The organism is Rhizobium mongolense subsp. loessense (assembly GCF_900099775.1).
GTDB classification, from domain to species: Bacteria; Pseudomonadota; Alphaproteobacteria; order Rhizobiales; family Rhizobiaceae; genus Rhizobium; species Rhizobium loessense.
The window spans coordinates 75989-94486 of record NZ_FMTM01000005.1; the positions used below are offsets into that span (position 1 = coordinate 75989).

Sequence of the window (18498 nt, forward strand, 5' to 3'; positions counted from 1 at the left end):
ATCGCTTGCCTGCTCCATTTTCGCATCCCGTTCCCCCGCATTCCCGGTTCCCGCCTTTTACAGCGTCATGTCGGGCACGACGTGCCGGATACTGCGATCCTCGATATAGTCCGACGGCCGCTTTTGCCGTTTGCCGAGATCCGGTGCCCCAAACTTCACGCGCTCGTAGGGGATCGACTGCAGGATATGCGAGATGCAGTTTATCCGGGCGCGCTCCTTGTCGTCGGAAGGTACGATCCACCACGGCGCGTGATTGCTGTCCGTCATTCGCAGCATCTCGTCGTAGGCACGCGTGTAGTCCCACCAGCGCTGATAGGACTCGACATCCATGGGACTGAGCTTCCACTGCCTGACCGGGTCATCGATCCGGCGCTTGAAGCGGACTTCCTGTTCCTCCTCGCTAACGGTCAGGAAATACTTCAGCAGGATAGTGCCGCTTTCGACGATTGCGGCCTCGAAACGAGGTGCCAATTCAAGAAAGCGCTGCGCCTTCTTCTCGCTGCAGAAGCCCATGACACGATCGACGCCCGCACGATTGTACCAGCTGCGGTCGAAAATCACGATCTCGCCCGCCGCAGGCAAGTGCGCAATGTAGCGCTGCATATAGATCTGCGACTTTTCACGATCGCTGGGAGCGGGCAAGGCGACGACACGAAAAACGCGTGGACTGACCTTCTCCGTCATCCTCTTGATAATGCCGCCCTTGCCGGCGGCATCCCGCCCCTCGAAGATGATGACGATCCGGGCCCCCGATTTCTTCACCCATGCTTGCAGATGCGCCAGTTCGATCTGCAGTCGCTTGAGTTCCTTGTTGTAGTCCCATGACTTCTTTTTCTTTTGCTTTCCCTTGCGTTCCGTCGGCGTCTCTTGGTTCAGGTCATATACTTCGTCCATCGCTTTCTCCATCATCTTCATGTCACTTCGGCATTCACTGCCCTGGGGAGCTCAAGAGCGCTCGCAACGCCTCTTCCCTGCCGTTGAAAAGGTTGTGAGCGCCGATCGTCTCGACGACGCCAGCGCGCTCGAGGATGCCGCGGCTTTCCTCGCCGAGGTCGGCAATTGCAAAGGTTATGTTCCGCCTCGCAAGGGCTTCGGCCACGGCGTCGAATGCGACCGCGCCGGTGCTATCAATATGCGTGATGGCACTGGCATCCAGCACAAAGTACTTCGTTTCGGCAGCGAGTTCCTTTGCAACCGCCATCAGCCGCATGCGCACATAATCGGCGCTGTAGAACAGGACGTCGCCGTGGATCGCGAAGACTGCCGCGCCCTCGACTGGGCGAGCTTCCGGAAAGCGGGCGAGGTCGAAGAAGCCGTGCCGTCCCTCGATGCGGCCAAGCAGGCCATCGCGTGGAAACATCGTCTTGCGCAACAGATAAACGAGGGTTGCGGCAACTGCGACAATCACGCCGTTGAGAACGCCAAAGCTGATTGCGCCCCACATGGCGATCAGCGCGAAGACGAATTCCATGCGGCTGATGCGCCAGATCTTCCTGAGTTCATGAACGTCGATGAGGCTGATGGCCGCCATAGCAAGGATGGCGGCGAGCGCGGGTATCGGAAGTATTCGCAGGGCGCTCTGAAGGAAAACGAGCGCTGCAATGAGGGTGGCCGCAGAAACCAGCCCTGCAGCCTGAGAGATACCGCCGGTCGACAGGTTTATGGCGGTTCTCGAATCCGACATGCTAACGGGAAACGAGCCGAAGAGCCCCGGCGCAATGTTGGCGGCGCCGAGACCGATTAGTTCCTGGTTTGCATCAACATCTTCACCGGCGCGCGATCCAAAGCTTCGGGCGCTCACGATGCCGGCGCCGAAGCTTACGAGAAAGATGGCAGCCGATCCAAGAACGATCTTGTCCAAAGGCATCGTGTAAAATGCCGGCAAGGAAAACGTTGGCAACCCGCTCGGGATGTCACCGACGACGGCAATGCCCCGTCCCTGGAAGTCGAAGAGTGCCGAAAGAATGACGGAGATCACGACGACGAGAACAGGGCCCGGGACCTTAAGATTGGTTGCCTTGATGATCCAAAGCAGCGCGAACATCGACAGGCCGAATAGGAGCGACGGCCAGTGGATGAAGACGGTCTTTCCGAGGATTTCGATGAGCGGGGGAAGCAACCCATCCGACTCGATCTTCACCCCAGTGAAGCGGCCAATCTGCCCGACGAGGATGGAGAGCGACACACCTGCGAAGAATCCAACGAGGATGGGACGGGATAGAAAGCTCGCCAGGACGCCGAGTCGCAGCAGCTTTGCGGCGATGCAGAAGACACCGACGCCTAGGGCCAGGGCCGACGCGATGGCAACCCGATCGACGCTGGCAGCGGCGGGCTCGGCAGCGATGATAATGCCCATCGCAGCAGCGAGCACGGTCATTGTGGCGGCGTCGGGACCGACGATCAGGAGTCGGGAAGGACCGAAGATCGCGTAGGCGATCGGAGCCACGATGCTTGCATAGATGCCGGTTTCCGGCGGCAGACCGGCAATCGCGGGATAGGCGATGGCGCTCGGCAAGCCGACCGCAGCAATCGACAGCCCGGCCGGAATATCACTGCGGAGCCAATCTCGATTGAAACCGGCCAAACCCCGCAACAACGGAAGACTGCCTATCACCGCTTGCTCCTTATTGCTTTGTCATGGCCCCTCGTTCCCGCCATCGCGCCCGCACTCGCCGACGGTCGAAGGGACCGGCGTCTCATTTCAGTGTTCGAGGAATGCGCAGTTCATACAGCTGCTCATGCGCAAAAGCGCCTTCCGGAGAATTGCGACGTGGTGCCAGTGTTCGGTGTAGACGGCGGTAGATCGCTGCCCAGATAAAAAGCAACGGCCAAATGGCATGGAGCGTGAAAAGGCTCACCCATGTCGCAACGCCTATTGCATCCTGAGGGTGATTTCGCGCCATGGCGATCAGATGAGGAATGTCGTGAATTGCGATCACCGCATAGAACAAGGTGGCGACAACGAAGACCAGCACCCCCAAAGCAAAATAGTCGAGAAACACGGCTCCTCCATTTCGGCTTAGCCCAAGCCGAGCCGTTCGATCGCTATCGATGTTGAAATAGTAGACCCGCTTTGACGCAAACGCCCGTAGCATCGCGTAACCTCTATCGATGCAATTGAAGGCGGATGGCTGCTGAAGGATGATCCCGAACGGCCAATTCGGCTGTGCGCTTGAGAATGGCGCAACTGCCGGCGGAAGACCGAACCGGTCTTTCAAGTCCAAAGCGGACCGGCCGTAGGATCGCGTAAGTTACGCCTCTGCCTTCGGCAGCCGTTATATAATGCACCCATCTGCTTAGCGCATTTTGAAGATGGAGGTGGCATGACCTCGTCAGAAAGCAATTCGACCCATTTGTCCGCTCTTGAGACGGCCGAGGCGCATTTCCCCGACCAGAAGAGGCTGGTGCAGCGGCTTTTCTATCTGAATGAGGCATTTCAAAGCATGTGCGAGGATCTGACTGCCGCAGCGGAGGCCTTGGCGCATGTCGAACGCCTACCAGACAGCCTGCGTGAAGCACGGCGAGAAGAATATGCTGCCCTAGTCGATGCCCTTTTGAACGAAATGGGAGAGGCGCTCGCCCAGTCGAAAATCGTGATGTTCAGGCGGCCACCGGACACCAGACCAAGATCTTCGTGAGGCGCGCATAATAAAAAATTGGTTTGATTCAGAGGAGATCGACGCGCGATGAAAGCAATTTACCGCAGGCTGCTCGGCGGACTGTCGGCCCTCGCACTCACTTCATTGCAACCGTGCCCGCTGGCCTACTCCCAGACACCAACACCTACGCCCAGACCCGCGTCCGCGCAGATTGCCGCGGCCGAGACGGAAACCGGCCTGCTTTCGGAGGACGAGCTTGAGGTCCTTGTGGCTCGCATCGCGCTTTATCCGGATGAACTTGTCGGTGCGATCTCCGCGGCGTCGCTGTTTCCGCTACAGATCGTCGAGGCTGCCCGCTTCCTGGAGGCCAAAGAAAAGAACGCCAATCTCAAGCCAAAGGATGATTGGGACGGAAGCGTCATCTCGTTGCTGAACTACCCGGACGTCGTCAAGATGATGAGCGACGACCTCGACTGGACGCAGTCGCTGGCGGAAGCCCTTACCAATCAGCAAAAGGACGTGCTGATCGCCATTCAGCAGCTTCGCGACGAGGCGGTGGCGAAAAATGTTATTAAGACAGACGACAAGATCACCGTGGTGACGGAGAACGAAAACATCGTTATCCGGCCGACCAATCCGGAGAAGGTCTACATCCCGCAATATCCACCCGAAATGTTCTATGAACCAGGCTACGCGGTCGAGCCGATTTCCTACTATCCCGATTCCTACGATAGCTACTACTACCCGGGCGCCGCATTCTTCGCCGGCGCGATCACCGGGATCGCATGGGGGGCCATCGTCAACTGGGACGACTGGGGTGTCTGGGGTGGCGATTGGGATGGCGACTTCGACATCGACTGCAACAACTGCTTCAACGATCGAGACTTCAACGGCAAGGTCAAGTGGAACGACATCGACTGGACCAAGGTGGACCGGAGCAAGCTAAGCATCGGAAAGGATCAGATCGCCAACCTTGATCGTTCGGCCATCAAGTCCAGCCTGCAGTCGGACAGCCGCAACCAGCTGAAGAACAAGGTCAGCGACAGGCAAGGTAACATCGGGCCGGGCACCAGAAACATCGGCGCCCGGGCTGAGGACATCCGCAAGGGCACGGTCGAGGGCTTGAAGGCAAGTCCGAGATCGCAGCCGGGCAATGTCGCCGCCAATCGACCGGGTGCCTCCCGGCCGGAAGCCCGTCGAGGCAATGCGGCCGATCGGACGGGCGCGGCAGCGAGCCGTCCATCAAAGCCGGCTGCGAAAGCAAAGAAGAAGCCAAGCTCACCGAAGATGGCAGCACGGCCCGACAATCGTTCACGTCAGCAAAGTGCCCTCGGCAACGTGCAGTCCGGCCGCCGCGAAGCGGTTGCTTCAAGGAGAGGAGGACAGAGCATGGGAGGGGGGCATCGCGGTCCGCCGCGCGTTGCCCAAAATCGCCCGCCCCCGAGGATGCATGGCGGCGGCGGCCGCGGCGGCGGTCGCGGCGGCGGCGGTCGCGGCGGTAGACGGTAGCTTCGCTGCTTTTCAGATCACCGGAGACAAACCATGAGACGACAGTTGAGATTGATCCCGCTGCTGCTTGGAACGGCTCTCTCCCTTGCTTTCGCAGCCCCGACCACGGCCCAGATGCAAACGGACCTTTCGGAGTTCGCGACTGGAACCCCGCCATCGTTCGACGATCCATCGGCGGCTCTTGAGCGGTTCAAGACCGTACTAAGCGCCGACGATCTCGACGGATTGGCAAATCTCCTTGGCCTGGACTCTGCCAAGCTGCGGTCCAGCACCGAGGCCATGACAAGCTATGGTCTTATCCGCGAGGGTGCTGCGCGGCAATTGCGTCTTCAGGCTCTGGGAGATCGCCAGATCGTTCAAGTGGGAGACGTCTTGTGGCCGTTGCCCTTCCCTTTGTCGCAGGACGAGGACGGCAAGTGGGCATTCGATACTGAGGTCGGACTACAGGAAATCGTCAACCGTCGCATCGGCGCGAATGAGCTCGCAACGATCGAGACCATGCACAACTATGTCACGGCCCAGCGTGAATATGCGTCTGAGGATCGCGATGGGGATGGCATTTACGAATATGCCCAGCGTCTGATCAGTCGTCCCGGTAAGGTGGACGGTCTCTACTGGGATCCGAGCGTGTATGGTGAAGAAAGTCCGGCAAGCGCTCTGGTCGAGAGCGCCGCCTTCGATAAAGCCAAGCGCGGCGAAGGTTACTTTGGATATCGCTATCGCATCCTGACGGGACAGGGAGATAACGTGCTCGGCGGCAAACAAAGCTATGTCGTCAACGGTCACATGACAGCGGGCTTTGCGTTGCTCGCCTGGCCAGTCAAATATCGGGTGACCGGCGTGCAGACATTTATCGTCAATGGGTTGAGCGACATCTACCAACTCGACCTCGGGCCGAAGACGGAAGAGCGGGCCGCGGCAATCAAAGACTTCAATCCTGACGCCAACTGGACGATCGTCCGCGACTAGTTCTGCGAGATACGTCTGCTCGGGGCAGAACCGAGCGCTCGCGGTCGCACGGCGACGTGCGACCATCGCGCGATTGGAGTATTGCTGGGCGCCCGTAACGATCATCCTCCCGCCATGCGAAGGCCAATCGAGCACCGAGCAGCCGCCTGCTCGGGTTATGTGACGGGCGGCTCCCAGGTCAGGAAGAAGCCGACGTCGCCGGGAATCCCTCCCGGGAAATTGATGATGGCGGCTTTAAGGCCGTAGCCCTGGGGCTTTGCTCTTTCTTGAAAGAGATCGTAAAGCTCCTTTGCCTTGCCTTGCAGGGTATTTTGCCAACCGGGCAGGTTGTTGTTGATGCCCCGACCGCTGTCGGTGCAGAGACTGGACGGGAAGCTGTAGATCATCGCCTCGTATTTTCCTTCCGCGGCAGCTTTCATCACCACGCGCTTGATGACCGCACGTTCCGCATCGCCGATGTGCTTCTGGAAAAAATCTTCGACGAACTCTGCATGTTTTTCCGCCTTGCGGGCCTTTATCTTGTCTTCGCGCTCCATCTCCAGAAGCTGAAGTTCTAGGGCCCGTTTGCGCAGCTCCTCCGCACTGGCCATCGACTGAGGGGTCGTCTCACTTGCAGTCATCGCCATGTCCTCCAAAGTTTGAGGAGATGATAGGGCGATTGAAGACGCTAAGGCAGTAAAATACGCCTGCACCAGAGTAGCATACGGTATGTTACGGCTGGCTTTCGGATTGCCCACGGTTGCGATCCGGTTAACAGCCAAGCGGCAAGTCGCGACCTGGCTAGGGCGCGCCCAACATACAAGTCTCGGTAAAATCGACCCCCGCAACCAACGCTTACAAGCAATATCGAGAGGGCAGCTACGAGATCAGCGTGTAACATGCTAAATCTTAAACATGTCAATAAACAAGCTCACTTGGGGCTCTTATGCCGGACAGTCCGCCGGCAGCCTTCGCTTCACGCGACGTGAAGCATTGGCGCTTGGTTTCTGTCTGTGCTGTCTGCCGGCGCGTGGATTTGCGACTGAATCCATTTCGTTGAAAGATATCGGGAGTGGCCTCTTCATTCGTGAGGCGCCGCACGAGGAAGCCACACGGGCCAACAACGGAGGCATTGCAAACACAGGCTTCATCATCGGACGCGACAGCGTGCTCGTGATCGATCCAGGAGGCAGTCTAGCAGACGGGCAATGGCTTCGCTCACAAATCAGGAAACGCACCAACAAGCCGATCCGGCATGTCGTGCTATCCCACGTTCACCCCGATCATTGCTTTGGCGCTTCGGCCTTTGCGGAAGAACAGCCGGAATTTATCGGCCATCACGCTCTGAGCCGAGCTCTCGATGCGCGGGGTAGCTATTACCACGAACGTCTTGTGGAGATTCTCGGACCTGAGAGCGTTGGCGGCATCGTTTATCCTACCCGGGAGATTGAAGATGTGGCCGAAGTTGATCTCGGCGATCGCATTGTCCGGATAACCGCGCATGATACCGCGCACACCGATTGCGACCTGTCGATGTTCGATACATCCACGGGAACGCTGTTTCCTGCAGACCTGCTCTTCGTCGATCGCGTTCCCTCGTTGGATGGTAGCCTGCCCGGATGGTTGAATGAAGCCAAGCGGCTCGAAGGCATTGGTGCCGCTCGAGCAGTCCCGGGTCATGGGCCGGCGATAGTCGACTTCGGACCGGCCATGGCAAAACAGGTGCGCTATCTTACGGTTCTACGCGATGAAACACGCAAGGCGATTGCGGAGGGCGTTGGGATAGACAAGGCCGGTCGAGTGGTCGCTGCCGGGGAGGCCGAAGGCTGGGCGCTGTTCGATGACTATAACGGCCGCAACGTCATTCAAGCTTACAAGGAGCTTGAATGGGAGTAGTATATCATTGAAAGAAGGAGGAGAACATGATGGAGATATTGCGACCGATCTTCGGGGCGGCTCTGATCATGGCGATCTGCGCCGGGCCGGTTCCCGCTGCGGATTCCTCTCAGGCGGATGCCAAGCGGGAGGAGCGCTGGCAACTGATTGCCGATTACCTCTTTGACGATCGGAAAGTTCTCCCGACCGATTCATTGATCAAGATTGATGCGCCAAAGCGCGCGACGGATGCTGCGCTCGTGCCTATCACTCTGACAATGCCCCAAAAAGACAAAATCAAATCGGTTTATCTTGTTATCGATGACAATCCAGCACCGCTGGCCGCTCATGTCACCTTCGGGCCAGCCGCGGACTCTGGCACGTTGCAGCTGCGTGTGCGGATCGACACCTACACAAACGTTCACGCCGTTGCCGAGACGAAAGACGGAAAGCTGTTTTCGACTGCCGCCTTTGTGAAGGCATCGGGCGGCTGCTCGGCGCCTTCCGGCCCCAGCGACGCGGAAGCGATGAAGGGGATGGGGGAAATGAGGATGAAGTTCGCCGAGAGCATTCAGCAGGGAAAATCTGCCGAGGCAACGCTGATGATCCGCCACCCCAACTTCAGCGGAATGCAGATGAACCAGCTCACCCGGCTTTACACGCCGGCGCGTTACCTCGAGAAGATGACTGTCTCCTACGGTGATCAGACCGTCCTGGACATTGTGGGCGATATTTCCCTGTCTACAAATCCCGTAATCGGCTTCAACTTTGTGCCGCGTGGCAACGGGCCAATGAACGTGGTCGCGTCCGACACCAAGGGAGCGCGTTGGGAACAGAGTTTCAAGGTGCCTCCAGCCACGAATTAAGAGGTGCAGACATGCCGAGGCTGATTGGAACCTTGCTAAGGGCTGCCGCCTCACTCGCGATTGCTTTATTTCTGACCGCCGCCAGCACGCAATGGTCCTGGGCCGAAGTGCGCGAGCCGAACGGCTTGTGGACTGGCCCGATGCGGGGGCAGACACCGACGACGCTCAGAGGTGCCATCGTCATCGATCTGGCAGGCCTTGAGGCGCTGATGCCAAAAGATCCAGTGCTTCTCGATGTTGGCCCCGCCGATCAGAAACCGGAGGACTTTCCCAAGGATCGACTTTGGCTGCCGACCCATCGCTCTATCCCGGACGCGGTGTGGTTGCCGGGCGCCGGAACAGCGGCTTTAGGGGCGACGCAAGAGGAAGCTTTTTTTCGTCGCGTAGAGGAACTGACACAGGGCGACAGCTCAAAACCCATCGTCACTTTCTGCCGTCCCGAGTGCTGGGGTAGTTGGAACGCTGGCAAACGGCTGGTGATGAAGGGCTTTACCAGCGTTTATTGGTTTCCAGGCGGCATCAACAGTTGGCAGGAGGTCCACGACACGGTCGAAGTCAAGCCCGATAAGGCTTGGCACCCAGAACCGGCGAAATAGCGTAAGAGAGCCGATACGAAACGCCCTTTAATCCCCGCTTCCGAGATAATCTACTCCGTCCATATACGGACGCCTAGGCTGCCGTTGGGTCAAGCACGGTCATGTCAATTTCCGTGAGTTCCACGCGGCGCTCGAAGGCAATGCCGGCCTCGTCGAAGAGGTGGCAATCGGTGGCGTTGATGCCCGTCACGACAGGCGTATCAGGGCGGATCCCGACACTGCCTGGAAGCATCGCGCAGAAGTTCTCGCCCTCGCCGTTAAGCGCGGCATAGGCGACCGTATGGGCGCCAAGCCGTTCGATAACGGTCGGCGTAACGGTCAGCGAGATGTCGCCGGATCCAAGCTGCACATGCTCCGGCCGGATGCCGAGCGTAAGCGTCTTGCCGATCATTCCCTCGCGCGGAGAAACCGGCAGAGTGACGGTCTGCCCGCCATGGTCCACTTCCACGCCGGCATCGCTGACGCTTTTGCAGGTTACCGGCAGGAAGTTCATTTTCGGATTTCCGATGAAACCGGCAACAAAGAGGTTGGCCGGCTTGTGATAGAGCTCCAGTGGCGCACCGGTCTGCGAGATATCGCCGGCATCCAGCACGACGATGCGGTCGGCCATGGTCATGGCTTCCACCTGATCGTGCGTCACATAAATCATTGTGGCCTTCAACTGGCGATGCAGTTTTGCAAGTTCGATACGCATATCGGCGCGCAGGGCCGCATCGAGGTTCGACAGCGGCTCGTCGAACAGGAATATCTTCGGCTCGCGAACGATGGCGCGGCCGATTGCGACACGCTGGCGCTGGCCGCCGGAGAGCATGCCGGGCTTCTGCTGCAAGCGCTGGTCGAGATGGAGAATGCGCGCCGCATTCTCGACCTTTGCCTTGAGCTTTGCCTCTTCCATCTTCTCGACGCGAAGCGGAAAGGCGATGTTTTCGAATACAGTCATGTGCGGATAAAGCGCGTAGGACTGGAACACCATGGCAATGCCGCGCTTGACCGGCGGCAGGTCGTTGACCCGGATACCGTCGATGACGATGTCGCCGGCAGTTGTCGCATCGAGACCGGCGATCATGCGCAGGAGGGTGGATTTGCCGCAGCCTGAGGGACCGACGAAGACAACGAATTCGCCGTTCTTCACATCGAGCTGCACGCCCTTCAGAACTTCGTAGTCGCCGTAGAATTTCTGCACCTTATTGAGAAAAAGCTGTCCCAAAACCTGTCTCCGGTCGCTGCTGAAGCAGCACTTGCATAATCAGGAAGGATCGCGGGTTGTTGCTCCCCGCGATCCCCATGAAGGCTACTTGAACGCCTCGATTTCGCCAGCAGCCTTCTTGAGTGCGTCGGCAGGCTGAGCCTGACCGGTCACGACGGATTGCACCATCGCAATCATCGAATTCTGGAAGCCCTTGTAGTCGGTGAAAAGGGGTTCCGGACCACCGTAGCTGATGCCGTCGATCAACGGCTTCCAGTAAGGCTTTTCAGTCACCAGCTTGTCGATATTCGGCGACGGACGAAGCGGCGTCAGACCGGATTCGCCGTTAAGCTCATATTCCTCCTGGGGACCGGGAGAGGTGATGAACTTGGCGAATTCGATTGCCTTGTCCTCGACGCCCGAACCCTTGAAGATCGCAAGACTGTCGGTGATGAGCAGAGTGCCCGGTCCCTTGGCCTGCGGGCCAAGCGGCAGGGTCGTGATGCCCCAGTCGATCTTCGTATCCTTCAGGCGGTAGGCAGCACCGGAACCTGCCTGGATCATCGCGACCTTGCCGTCGAGGAAGATGGCGCGGACTTCGTTCTGCTCGTAGGCCGTCGGGCCCTCTTCGGAATAGGGCACGATGCTCTTATAGGCCTCCAGCGCTTTCAGCACTTCGGGGCTATCGAGGGTAATTTTGCCTTCCGCGTCCGTCACCGTGCCGTTGTTGGTGTAAACCCAATGCATGAACTGATGCATTGTGTTGTCGAAGGTCTTGGCCGAAAGGCCGAAGCCGGGGATTCCGGTTTTCTCCTTGATGATCTTGGCATATTCGATTTCCTCGTCCCAGGTCTTCGGCGGCTTCTCCGGATCAAGGCCAGCCTGCTTGAAGAGATCCTTGTTCCAGTAAAGCGCCTTTGTCGAGAAAGCGATCGGAACGCCCCATTGCGTGCCGTCGAAGGTGACGGTGTCGACGATGTGCGGATAGTAGGCCTTCTTTTCCTCGTCGGTCATCGGGACCTCGACGATCAGGTCGTTCTGCGCAAATTCCTTGAGGGTACGCGAACCGACATAGGCCATTGCGACTGGAGTGCCAGCCGCAGCAAGCGTCGTTGCCTTGTCCTGGCACTGGGCCCAGCCAACCACTTCCGGCGCGATCTTCCAGCCGGTGTTCTTTTCTTCCCACTGCTTGATGTACTTCGCATGGATATCGTCGAGCTTGTCGCCACAGTAAATCCAGCTGATCTCCTGGTCGGCGGCTTGGGCTGTGACAGCGGTCAACGCCGTCGAACCGAGCAGGGCGAGTGCCATGAGGCCTGTTCTGATGGTAATACTCACGTTGTGACTCCCATTCTTGTGTTAGCTGTTCACTCGTTTTCTTGGTCTTATTGTTTCACCGCACCGGCGGTCAGCCCGCCGACGAGATAGCGTTGCAGGAAGAAGATGACGACCATCGCCGGCAGGATGCCGACGAAGGAAGCCGCCATCAGTTCGTTCCAGATGACCTCCTGCTTACCGAAATAAGCAAAGAGTCCCACCGGCAGAGGCATGTATTCGGTCTTCGAGTTGAAGGTCAGCGCGAAGATGAATTGCTGCGCATAGGCGCCGATGAAAGTGGTGATCGCCACGACGATGATCCCGGGCATGGCGATCGGCAGGATCACGCGGCGAAGCGTGTAGAAGTGGCTGGCGCCATCCATATACGCGGCTTCATTCAATTCCTGGGGAATGCGGATCATATAGGTCCTGAGAAGCCAGATCGCCGATGGAATGAGGAAGGCCACGCCCGGCACGATCATGGCGAGATAGGTGTTGAGGACGCCCATGCTGCGCATCAGCCGAAAGAGAGGGATCAGGAGTACCGCGCCGGAGAACATGTTGACCGTCAGGAAGGCGCCGAGAAGGATGCCCATGCCCCTGAACTCGAACCTTGCAAAGGCGTAGGACGCCGGGATGACGAGACACAGGACGATTATCGTGACGATGATCGATATGAAGAACGAATTGAAGATATAGCGCCCGAAACCTGGAACGCTGACCCACATCGTTCGGTAGGCCTCGAAGGAGCCGTTCTCCGGCCAGAACCGGTAAGGCGAGGAAAAGAGCTGGCTCAACGGTTTCAGCGATACCAGAAAGCCTTCGACGAAGGGCGAAAGAACGAAGGCTAGAAACAGCGCGATGCCGCAATAGATCAGCACGAGTTCCCACCAGCTGTAACGATCGATCATAGCGGGGCTGCTCATGCGCGCTTCTCCGGGTTGAGACGGCGGGTGACACGGAAATAGGCAAAGCAGAAGAGCGACAGGAAGATGCAGATCAGCACTGCACGTGCAGCACCTTCACCGTATTTCTTGGAGCCGATGGCAGTCTGATAGGTATCGATGATCATTGTGGTCGTTTGACCGCTCGGACCGCCCTGGGTCAGAATCCAGATGATATCGAAGGAATTGAACGTGGCGATCAAAGACAGCATCGACATCGTAATGATCGCCGGGACCATCAGCGGCAGGGTGATGCGGCGGAAACGATAAAATCGGCCGGCGCCATCGGTCCAGGCTGCCTCGTAAAGGTCCTTTGGAATGGATTGGATCGCGGCCAGGAAATAGATGGTGACCAGCGGAACGCCGATCCAGACGTCGGTGATGATCGTTGCCCAGAAGGCGGTGCTCCCGTAAGCGAGGAATGCCACCGGTCCGTCGGTCAGGCCGAAGCGCTGCAGAAGGCCGGAGATCATCCCGAACTGTCCGTTGTACATCCACCCCCACATGAAGATGCCGATCGCCATCGGCACGATCCATGGCGGCATGGTGAGCAGGCGGAAAAGCGAGCGGCCGGGCACGGCAGCGTTGAGCATCGTCGCGCCGAAGGTGCCGATGATCATTTTGATCGATACCGAAAAGAACGTCCATATGAAGGTGCGGAGGATGACTTCCGCAAACGTGGCGTTGAAGATCTTCTCGTAGTTGATCCAGCCGACCCAGTTCGTCGTCTTCCTGAGCGATGCATCGGTGAAGGAAAGAATGAACGTATCGACCAGCGGATAGGCGACGATCGCCATGACGTAAAGGACAGCTGGAAGGAGAAGGATCCAGGCGAAGATGACGGTGCTTTTTTGAACACTCATCCTGCCATCCTCCTCAAGCCGCTCTGGCGTGGAGCGCCTCGTCGAAGCGATCCCACACGGGACGCAGATCGACGACTGTCCTCTTCATCCGTGCCTCGTCCATCGCCAATGCAAGGATGCCCGCCTCGAGCGCATTCAGGGTCGAGACGGGGAGTTCGGTGCCGGTGCGGACGCTGTCGAGCAGGTCGGCGGCCATCTGTTCGTCTGCGCCGTAGTGCTGGGAAAGTTCGGTTGCGGCATACTTGGTCTCGACGATCTTCTTGCCGGTCAGCTGCTCGTGCACGTCGAGATAGCCGCGGACGAAATCGCCTTCCGCCATCCCGCGCGAACCCATGATGGCAAAGCGGCGGAACTGATCGGGAACGTTGAGATTGGTGTGGAAATTCATGCCGACGCCATTTGCATATTCGACGATCGCGACCTGGTAGTCGATGATGTCGGCATCGCTGTCGAAGACCCTGTCCGATCCCATCCAGCCGCTGGGTTTGCGGTGAAAGAGTTCGAGGTCGTTGATCCCTTCACGCGCTGGATCATTTGCAGGAATGAAGCTCTTGCGTCCGCCGAAGCTTGCGACGCGTTCCGCCCTGGCGCCGACCACACCGTTGTAGAGGTCGAGGTCATGGCAGCATTTTTCCAGCATGAAACTGCCGGAATAGCGCTCATAACGTCTCCAGTCGCGCATGAAGAACGCGCCGTGATAGGGTTCGATATGTTCGGATGCCTCGATCGAGACGATCTGGCCGAGCTTGCCGGCTGCCTGGATGGCGCGAAGGTCCTTGTAGAGCGGCGAATACCGCAGCACCAGGCCGACCATCAGCCGTTCATGGCCGAACTTTGCCATTAGCCTGGCGAGTTCGATGCTTTCGGCGATCGTGGTGACGATCGGCTTTTCGCAAAACACCTTCAAGCCGGCCTCAAGGCCCAGCCGGATGTGTTCCAGATGCATGTGGTTGGGCGAGCCGATCATCAGGAGGTCGAGCTTTTCGCCGGCAAGAAGCTCCTGAGGCGACGCGTAGGCCTTGCCGACCGAAATACCCTTTTCCGTCAAGCCGGGGAGACCGGCAGGCTCCGGATCGACATAGCCTGCGATTTCGAAGCTGCTGTCGATAGCCTTGAAGACATAGCCAAGATAGCCGAGCCGGAATCCCAGCCCTACGATTCCCACTTTCATGCTTAAGTCGTTCCCATTTCGTAATTTATTTTCTTCAGGTTGGGGCAAAAATTACAAGTCGTCAACTGTTAACGCGGCTTCTCCCGAAATCATGAAATTAATTTTCATGAGCCGAAAGTGGATCGCGATATCACCCCCGCTTTTCCGTCGGAAGTTTCTCAGATTCGGAGACTTCGCTTGGAGTGGCTATCGGGAGCATGTCGCGATAAATTCCCGGAACGGATCCTTCGATCGGGATCGCGCCAACGCTGCGGCGATAAAATTCCATCGGGCCGGCACCGCCAATGACGCCATAGGCGTAACCCTGGGCGTGCATGTCGAGCAGGGTGGCAATCAGCAAGGCCTGACCGACGCCGTGGCCGCGGGCTGAAACATCCACGCCTGTCGGCCCAAAGAAGCCTTTGGCCGTCGCCTCGTGGCAAGCAAAGCCGATGAGCTCACCGTTTTTGACGGCAACAAAACATGACGGCGGCTGGCGCATTGTGGCAACGGTCGCCTCCGACGCCCATCCGGCGCCAAAGCGCGGCTCGATCCACGAAGTGAGCGCTTTGAGCTCGGGTGCAAGCACCCGGCGGATCAGGATGTCCTGATCTGCCAAACGCTTCTCCAGCACGGGGTTGGGTTTGAGTTCGTAGAGTTTTACCAGCATGTCCATGATTATGTCCTTTGTCTTTCAACCCTTGACCGCGCCTGCCGTCAGACCCGCAACGATGCGGCGCTGGAAGAAAAGCACCACCAAAATGAGGGGGAGGGTAACGGTCACCGAGGCCGCCATGATCTGGCCGAAGGGATATTCGTAGCGGCTGTTTCCGGCAATGAGGCCGATTGCAACCGGCACCGTGCGGTTCTCGTCCGTCAAAGTGAAGGTGAGTGCGAAGAGGAACTCGTTCCACGCCAGGATGAAGGCCAAAATGCCGGTGCTGGCGAGCGACGGACCCATCAGCGGCAGCAGGATCTTCATCAGAATGCGAAAATGCGAGCATCCGTCGATGATTGCCGCTTCTTCCAGCTCACGTGGGAATTCCCGGATGAAGGTCGTGAGGACCCAGGTCGTGAACGGCACTGTCGAGAGAAGATAGGTCAGAACCAGCGCGCTTGGACGATTAAACAAGCCCATCCAGTTGATCAGCTCGAACATGCCGGAGAGAACGACGACCTGCGGAAAGATCGAGATCATCAGGATGATCATCAGCAGTGCCCGGCGCTGCGGAAAATCGATCCTCCCGAGCGCATAAGCGGCACTGAGGCCGATGAAAAGCGACAAGAACGTCGTCGCCACCGCGACATAGGCGGAATTGAGCAGCGAGCCCATGAAGACCGGATTGTCGATCAGCTGCCGGTAGTAGGTGAAATCGAGCGCGGGAACGAGGGCGGCCCGGTAGAGCGCTGCGCCCTGCTTCGTCGAAGACACGAAAGCCCAATAATAGGGGAACAGCGTGTAGATCAGCACGAGCAGGAGCGCTGCGGACTGAAAGAGCCTCACGATGCGTCGCCGCACCCGGTAGTAGGCGGCGGGTTTGCGTACCGTTCTGTAGAGTGCAACGTCCGTCATTTCGTCAGCTCCCCGCTTGCGCGATCGAGACGCAGCGCGCCGATGATGATGATGGCGGCGAGCGCCACCAAGAGGAACACCCATGTCGATGCGGCCGAGCCGACACCCAGCTCCTGAAAGCTGATGAGCCTGTCGCGCGCATAGATCGACACAGTCATGACATTCTCATTGCTGGCAGCCATGACATAGGCAAGGTCGAACATCCGAAGGGCATCGAGCACGCGAAAGAGCACGGCCACCCCGATGGCTGGCCGAAGCATCGGCAAGGTGATCGACCAGAATCGCTTCCACGCCGGAATGCCGTCCACCTCTGCAGCTTCGAATATTTCCGGCGAGATCAACTGCAGTCCGGCGAGGATCAACAGGACCATGAAAGGCGTCGTCATCCACACGTCGGCAAAAATGATGACGCCCATGATCAGCGAGCTGCTCGCCGTCCAGGCTATTCCGTGATCGATAAAGCCCAGTCCGATCAGGATCTTGTTGAGCACCCCGAACTGGTCGTTCAGCATCCATTCCCAGATTTTTGCGGAAACGACGACAGGGATCGCCCAAGGGACCAGGATGGCAGCACGCACCAGCCCCCGTCCGGGGATGGCCTCATTGATCAAAAGCGCAATTGCAAGGCCAAGCACGGTTTCTATCGCAACGGAAATGACCGTGAAGACGATTGTGTTTCTGACGGCCACCCACCAGCTTCTGTCATTAATCACGTCGAGAAAATTATCGATCCCAACCATGGAATAGATAGAAGGATCATCGAGATAGGCATCGGTGAAGGAAAAGAAGAAAGTCCGCGCGAGCGGCCAGACGGCGACGAGCAGCATCACGATGATGACGGGGACGAGAAAAAGCCATGCGGCCAGGTGGTCGCGGCGTGCCAGACGCGCGCTCATTGCTCCACTACCCTTACATTGCTGGCAGTCGCCCTTTTTTGCGGGATCCGCCGGTCCGCCGCGTCGAAGACGAATACCGCATCGTCAGCAAACTTCAGTCCGATCCGCAGGCCGATCATTTCCTTGGCAGGCGGAACATTCACCCGGATCACCCACACGACCTCTTCCGTAATGCGGCAATAGGCAAAATGCTCGTGCCCGAGGTCCTCGACACGCTCCAGGACGCCTGATATGCGCCCGGTGCCGTCGGCTGCGATGGTAAGGGCTTCCGGCCTCACGCCGATGGTCGCTGCCGTTGCATCGGAACCCAGAAATCCTGCGTCAACAGAAAGTCCACCAGGTCCTGCAATCTTCTTGCCGCTGGCGGCGTCTTGCATGGAAACGGACAGGAAGTTCATCCGTGGGCTTCCGATGAAGCTTGCCACGAAGCGGTTGTCTGGCGCGTGGTAAAGGGTTTGCGGCGTACCGACCTGCTCGATGCGCCCGTGATTGAGAACAACGATCCTGTCGGCGAGCGTCATGGCCTCGGACTGATCGTGCGTCACATAGATCATCGTCGTCTTGAGTTCGTCGTGAAGCTTGGCGATCTCCATGCGCATCTCCATGCGCAGATCGGAGTCCAGGTTCGAAAGCGGCTCGTCGAAAAGAAAGATCTCCGGCTGACGGACCAGCGCCCGGCCGATCGCAACACGCTGGCGTTGGCCGCCGGACAACTCTCTCGGACGGCGATCCAGGAGATGATCGACCTTGAGCATTCTTGCAACGGCGAGCACCTTGTCGCTGATGGCGGTCCGCGCAAGACCGAGCGTTTCCAGCGCAAAGCCGATATTGCGAGCAACGCTCATATGCGGATAGAGCGCATAGGATTGGAAGACAAAGGCAACGCCTCTCTTGGAGGCCGGGACGTCGGTGACATCGTCGCCGCCGATGCTGACTGCACCCTTTGTCGGGGACACCAGACCGGCGACGATACGCAGCAAGGTAGACTTGCCGCAACCAGACGGGCCGACAAAGACGATGAACTCGCCGTCCCTGATCCTGAGATCGACATCTTCGATCACGGAATGCGTGCCATAGCTTTTCGAAACGGAGTCCAGTGAAACCGATGCCATCTTACACCCGAATTTGATTATGCTGAAAAGCAACGGCCACTTCAGTGGCCGGCTGCACGGGCAA

19 protein-coding genes are annotated in these 18498 nt (G+C 58.3%); 6 read left to right on the plus strand and 13 right to left on the minus strand.

Translation table 11 applies throughout. The features are described 5' to 3' along the window. Window positions 1-57: 57 nt before the first annotated feature. The 3 genes from ppk2 to BLP23_RS17750 all read right to left on the minus strand — a co-directional run bounded on the left by ppk2 (window position 58) and on the right by BLP23_RS17750 (window position 3002). Window positions 58-894, minus strand: a complete 837-nt coding sequence (ppk2, locus tag BLP23_RS17740; RefSeq protein ID WP_092586477.1) for a polyphosphate kinase 2 — start codon at window positions 892-894, stop codon at window positions 58-60. Window positions 895-928: 34 nt separating this feature from the next. Then, window positions 929-2614, minus strand: a complete 1686-nt coding sequence (locus tag BLP23_RS17745; RefSeq protein ID WP_092586203.1) for a SulP family inorganic anion transporter — start codon at window positions 2612-2614, stop codon at window positions 929-931. Window positions 2615-2696: 82 nt separating this feature from the next. Then, entirely contained in the window at window positions 2697-3002 is a 306-nt protein-coding gene (locus BLP23_RS17750; protein WP_092586478.1) for a DUF3302 domain-containing protein, read from the minus strand. Window positions 3003-3323: 321 nt separating this feature from the next. Between BLP23_RS17750 and BLP23_RS17755 the strand changes: the two genes are divergently transcribed. Genes BLP23_RS17755 through BLP23_RS17765 form a run of 3 tightly spaced genes read left to right on the plus strand, consistent with a single transcriptional unit; the run spans window position 3324 to window position 6077 of the window. Further along, window positions 3324-3638, plus strand: coding sequence for a hypothetical protein (locus tag BLP23_RS17755; RefSeq protein ID WP_092586204.1), 315 nt, complete (start codon window positions 3324-3326; stop codon window positions 3636-3638). A gap of 48 nt (window positions 3639-3686) precedes the next feature. After that, on the plus strand, window positions 3687-5108 hold the full coding sequence (locus BLP23_RS17760; protein ID WP_092586205.1) for a DUF3300 domain-containing protein: 1422 nt from the start codon (window positions 3687-3689) through the stop codon (window positions 5106-5108). Window positions 5109-5141: 33 nt separating this feature from the next. Beyond that, on the plus strand, window positions 5142-6077 hold the full coding sequence (locus tag BLP23_RS17765; protein WP_092586206.1) for a DUF2950 family protein: 936 nt from the start codon (window positions 5142-5144) through the stop codon (window positions 6075-6077). A 155-nt stretch (window positions 6078-6232) separates the two neighbouring features. Here the strand turns inward: BLP23_RS17765 and BLP23_RS17770 are convergent, their stop codons facing one another. Next, window positions 6233-6697: a hypothetical protein gene (locus BLP23_RS17770; protein ID WP_376773795.1), complete on the minus strand. Its 465-nt coding sequence runs from the start codon at window positions 6695-6697 to the stop codon at window positions 6233-6235. 415 nt (window positions 6698-7112) lie between these two features. On the opposite strand from BLP23_RS17770, the gene BLP23_RS17775 reads away from it, so the two are divergent. The 3 genes from BLP23_RS17775 to BLP23_RS17785 all read left to right on the plus strand — a co-directional run bounded on the left by BLP23_RS17775 (window position 7113) and on the right by BLP23_RS17785 (window position 9393). Next, on the plus strand, window positions 7113-7952 hold the full coding sequence (locus BLP23_RS17775; protein WP_233426752.1) for a quinoprotein relay system zinc metallohydrolase 2: 840 nt from the start codon (window positions 7113-7115) through the stop codon (window positions 7950-7952). Window positions 7953-8020: 68 nt separating this feature from the next. Beyond that, window positions 8021-8797: a quinoprotein dehydrogenase-associated SoxYZ-like carrier gene (locus tag BLP23_RS17780; protein WP_233426753.1), complete on the plus strand. Its 777-nt coding sequence runs from the start codon at window positions 8021-8023 to the stop codon at window positions 8795-8797. Between the two features lie 11 nt (window positions 8798-8808). Beyond that, a complete protein-coding gene (locus BLP23_RS17785) occupies window positions 8809-9393 on the plus strand; it encodes a rhodanese-like domain-containing protein (protein ID WP_208603167.1) in 585 nt (194 codons plus the stop codon). A gap of 73 nt (window positions 9394-9466) precedes the next feature. Here the strand turns inward: BLP23_RS17785 and BLP23_RS17790 are convergent, their stop codons facing one another. The 9 genes from BLP23_RS17790 to BLP23_RS17830 all read right to left on the minus strand — a co-directional run bounded on the left by BLP23_RS17790 (window position 9467) and on the right by BLP23_RS17830 (window position 18434). Beyond that, window positions 9467-10600, minus strand: a complete 1134-nt coding sequence (locus BLP23_RS17790; protein WP_092586210.1) for an ABC transporter ATP-binding protein — start codon at window positions 10598-10600, stop codon at window positions 9467-9469. Window positions 10601-10684: 84 nt separating this feature from the next. Then, the gene (locus BLP23_RS17795; RefSeq protein WP_074062246.1) at window positions 10685-11890 is read right to left on the minus strand and encodes an ABC transporter substrate-binding protein; all 1206 of its coding nucleotides are present in this window, start codon (window positions 11888-11890) and stop codon (window positions 10685-10687) included. A gap of 74 nt (window positions 11891-11964) precedes the next feature. Further along, the gene (locus BLP23_RS17800) at window positions 11965-12822 is read right to left on the minus strand and encodes a carbohydrate ABC transporter permease (protein WP_022718731.1); all 858 of its coding nucleotides are present in this window, start codon (window positions 12820-12822) and stop codon (window positions 11965-11967) included. Beyond that, complete coding sequence (locus tag BLP23_RS17805) at window positions 12819-13703, minus strand: carbohydrate ABC transporter permease (RefSeq protein WP_022718732.1); 885 nt, start codon at window positions 13701-13703, stop codon at window positions 12819-12821. The genes BLP23_RS17800 and BLP23_RS17805 overlap by 4 nt, the downstream gene beginning before the upstream one ends. A gap of 13 nt (window positions 13704-13716) precedes the next feature. Beyond that, window positions 13717-14874: a Gfo/Idh/MocA family protein gene (locus tag BLP23_RS17810; protein WP_092586211.1), complete on the minus strand. Its 1158-nt coding sequence runs from the start codon at window positions 14872-14874 to the stop codon at window positions 13717-13719. Between the two features lie 130 nt (window positions 14875-15004). Further along, entirely contained in the window at window positions 15005-15529 is a 525-nt protein-coding gene (locus BLP23_RS17815) for a GNAT family N-acetyltransferase (protein WP_092586212.1), read from the minus strand. An 18-nt stretch (window positions 15530-15547) separates the two neighbouring features. Continuing rightward, the gene (locus tag BLP23_RS17820; protein WP_092586213.1) at window positions 15548-16426 is read right to left on the minus strand and encodes a carbohydrate ABC transporter permease; all 879 of its coding nucleotides are present in this window, start codon (window positions 16424-16426) and stop codon (window positions 15548-15550) included. After that, window positions 16423-17322 carry a carbohydrate ABC transporter permease gene (locus BLP23_RS17825; RefSeq protein ID WP_022718736.1) on the minus strand — a complete coding sequence of 300 codons (900 nt, stop codon included), beginning with the start codon at window positions 17320-17322 and terminating at the stop codon, window positions 16423-16425. The genes BLP23_RS17820 and BLP23_RS17825 overlap by 4 nt, the downstream gene beginning before the upstream one ends. After that, a complete protein-coding gene (locus tag BLP23_RS17830) occupies window positions 17319-18434 on the minus strand; it encodes an ABC transporter ATP-binding protein (protein WP_092586480.1) in 1116 nt (371 codons plus the stop codon). Before BLP23_RS17830 ends, BLP23_RS17825 begins: the two co-directional genes overlap by 4 nt. Between the last annotated feature and the right edge of the window lie 64 nt (window positions 18435-18498).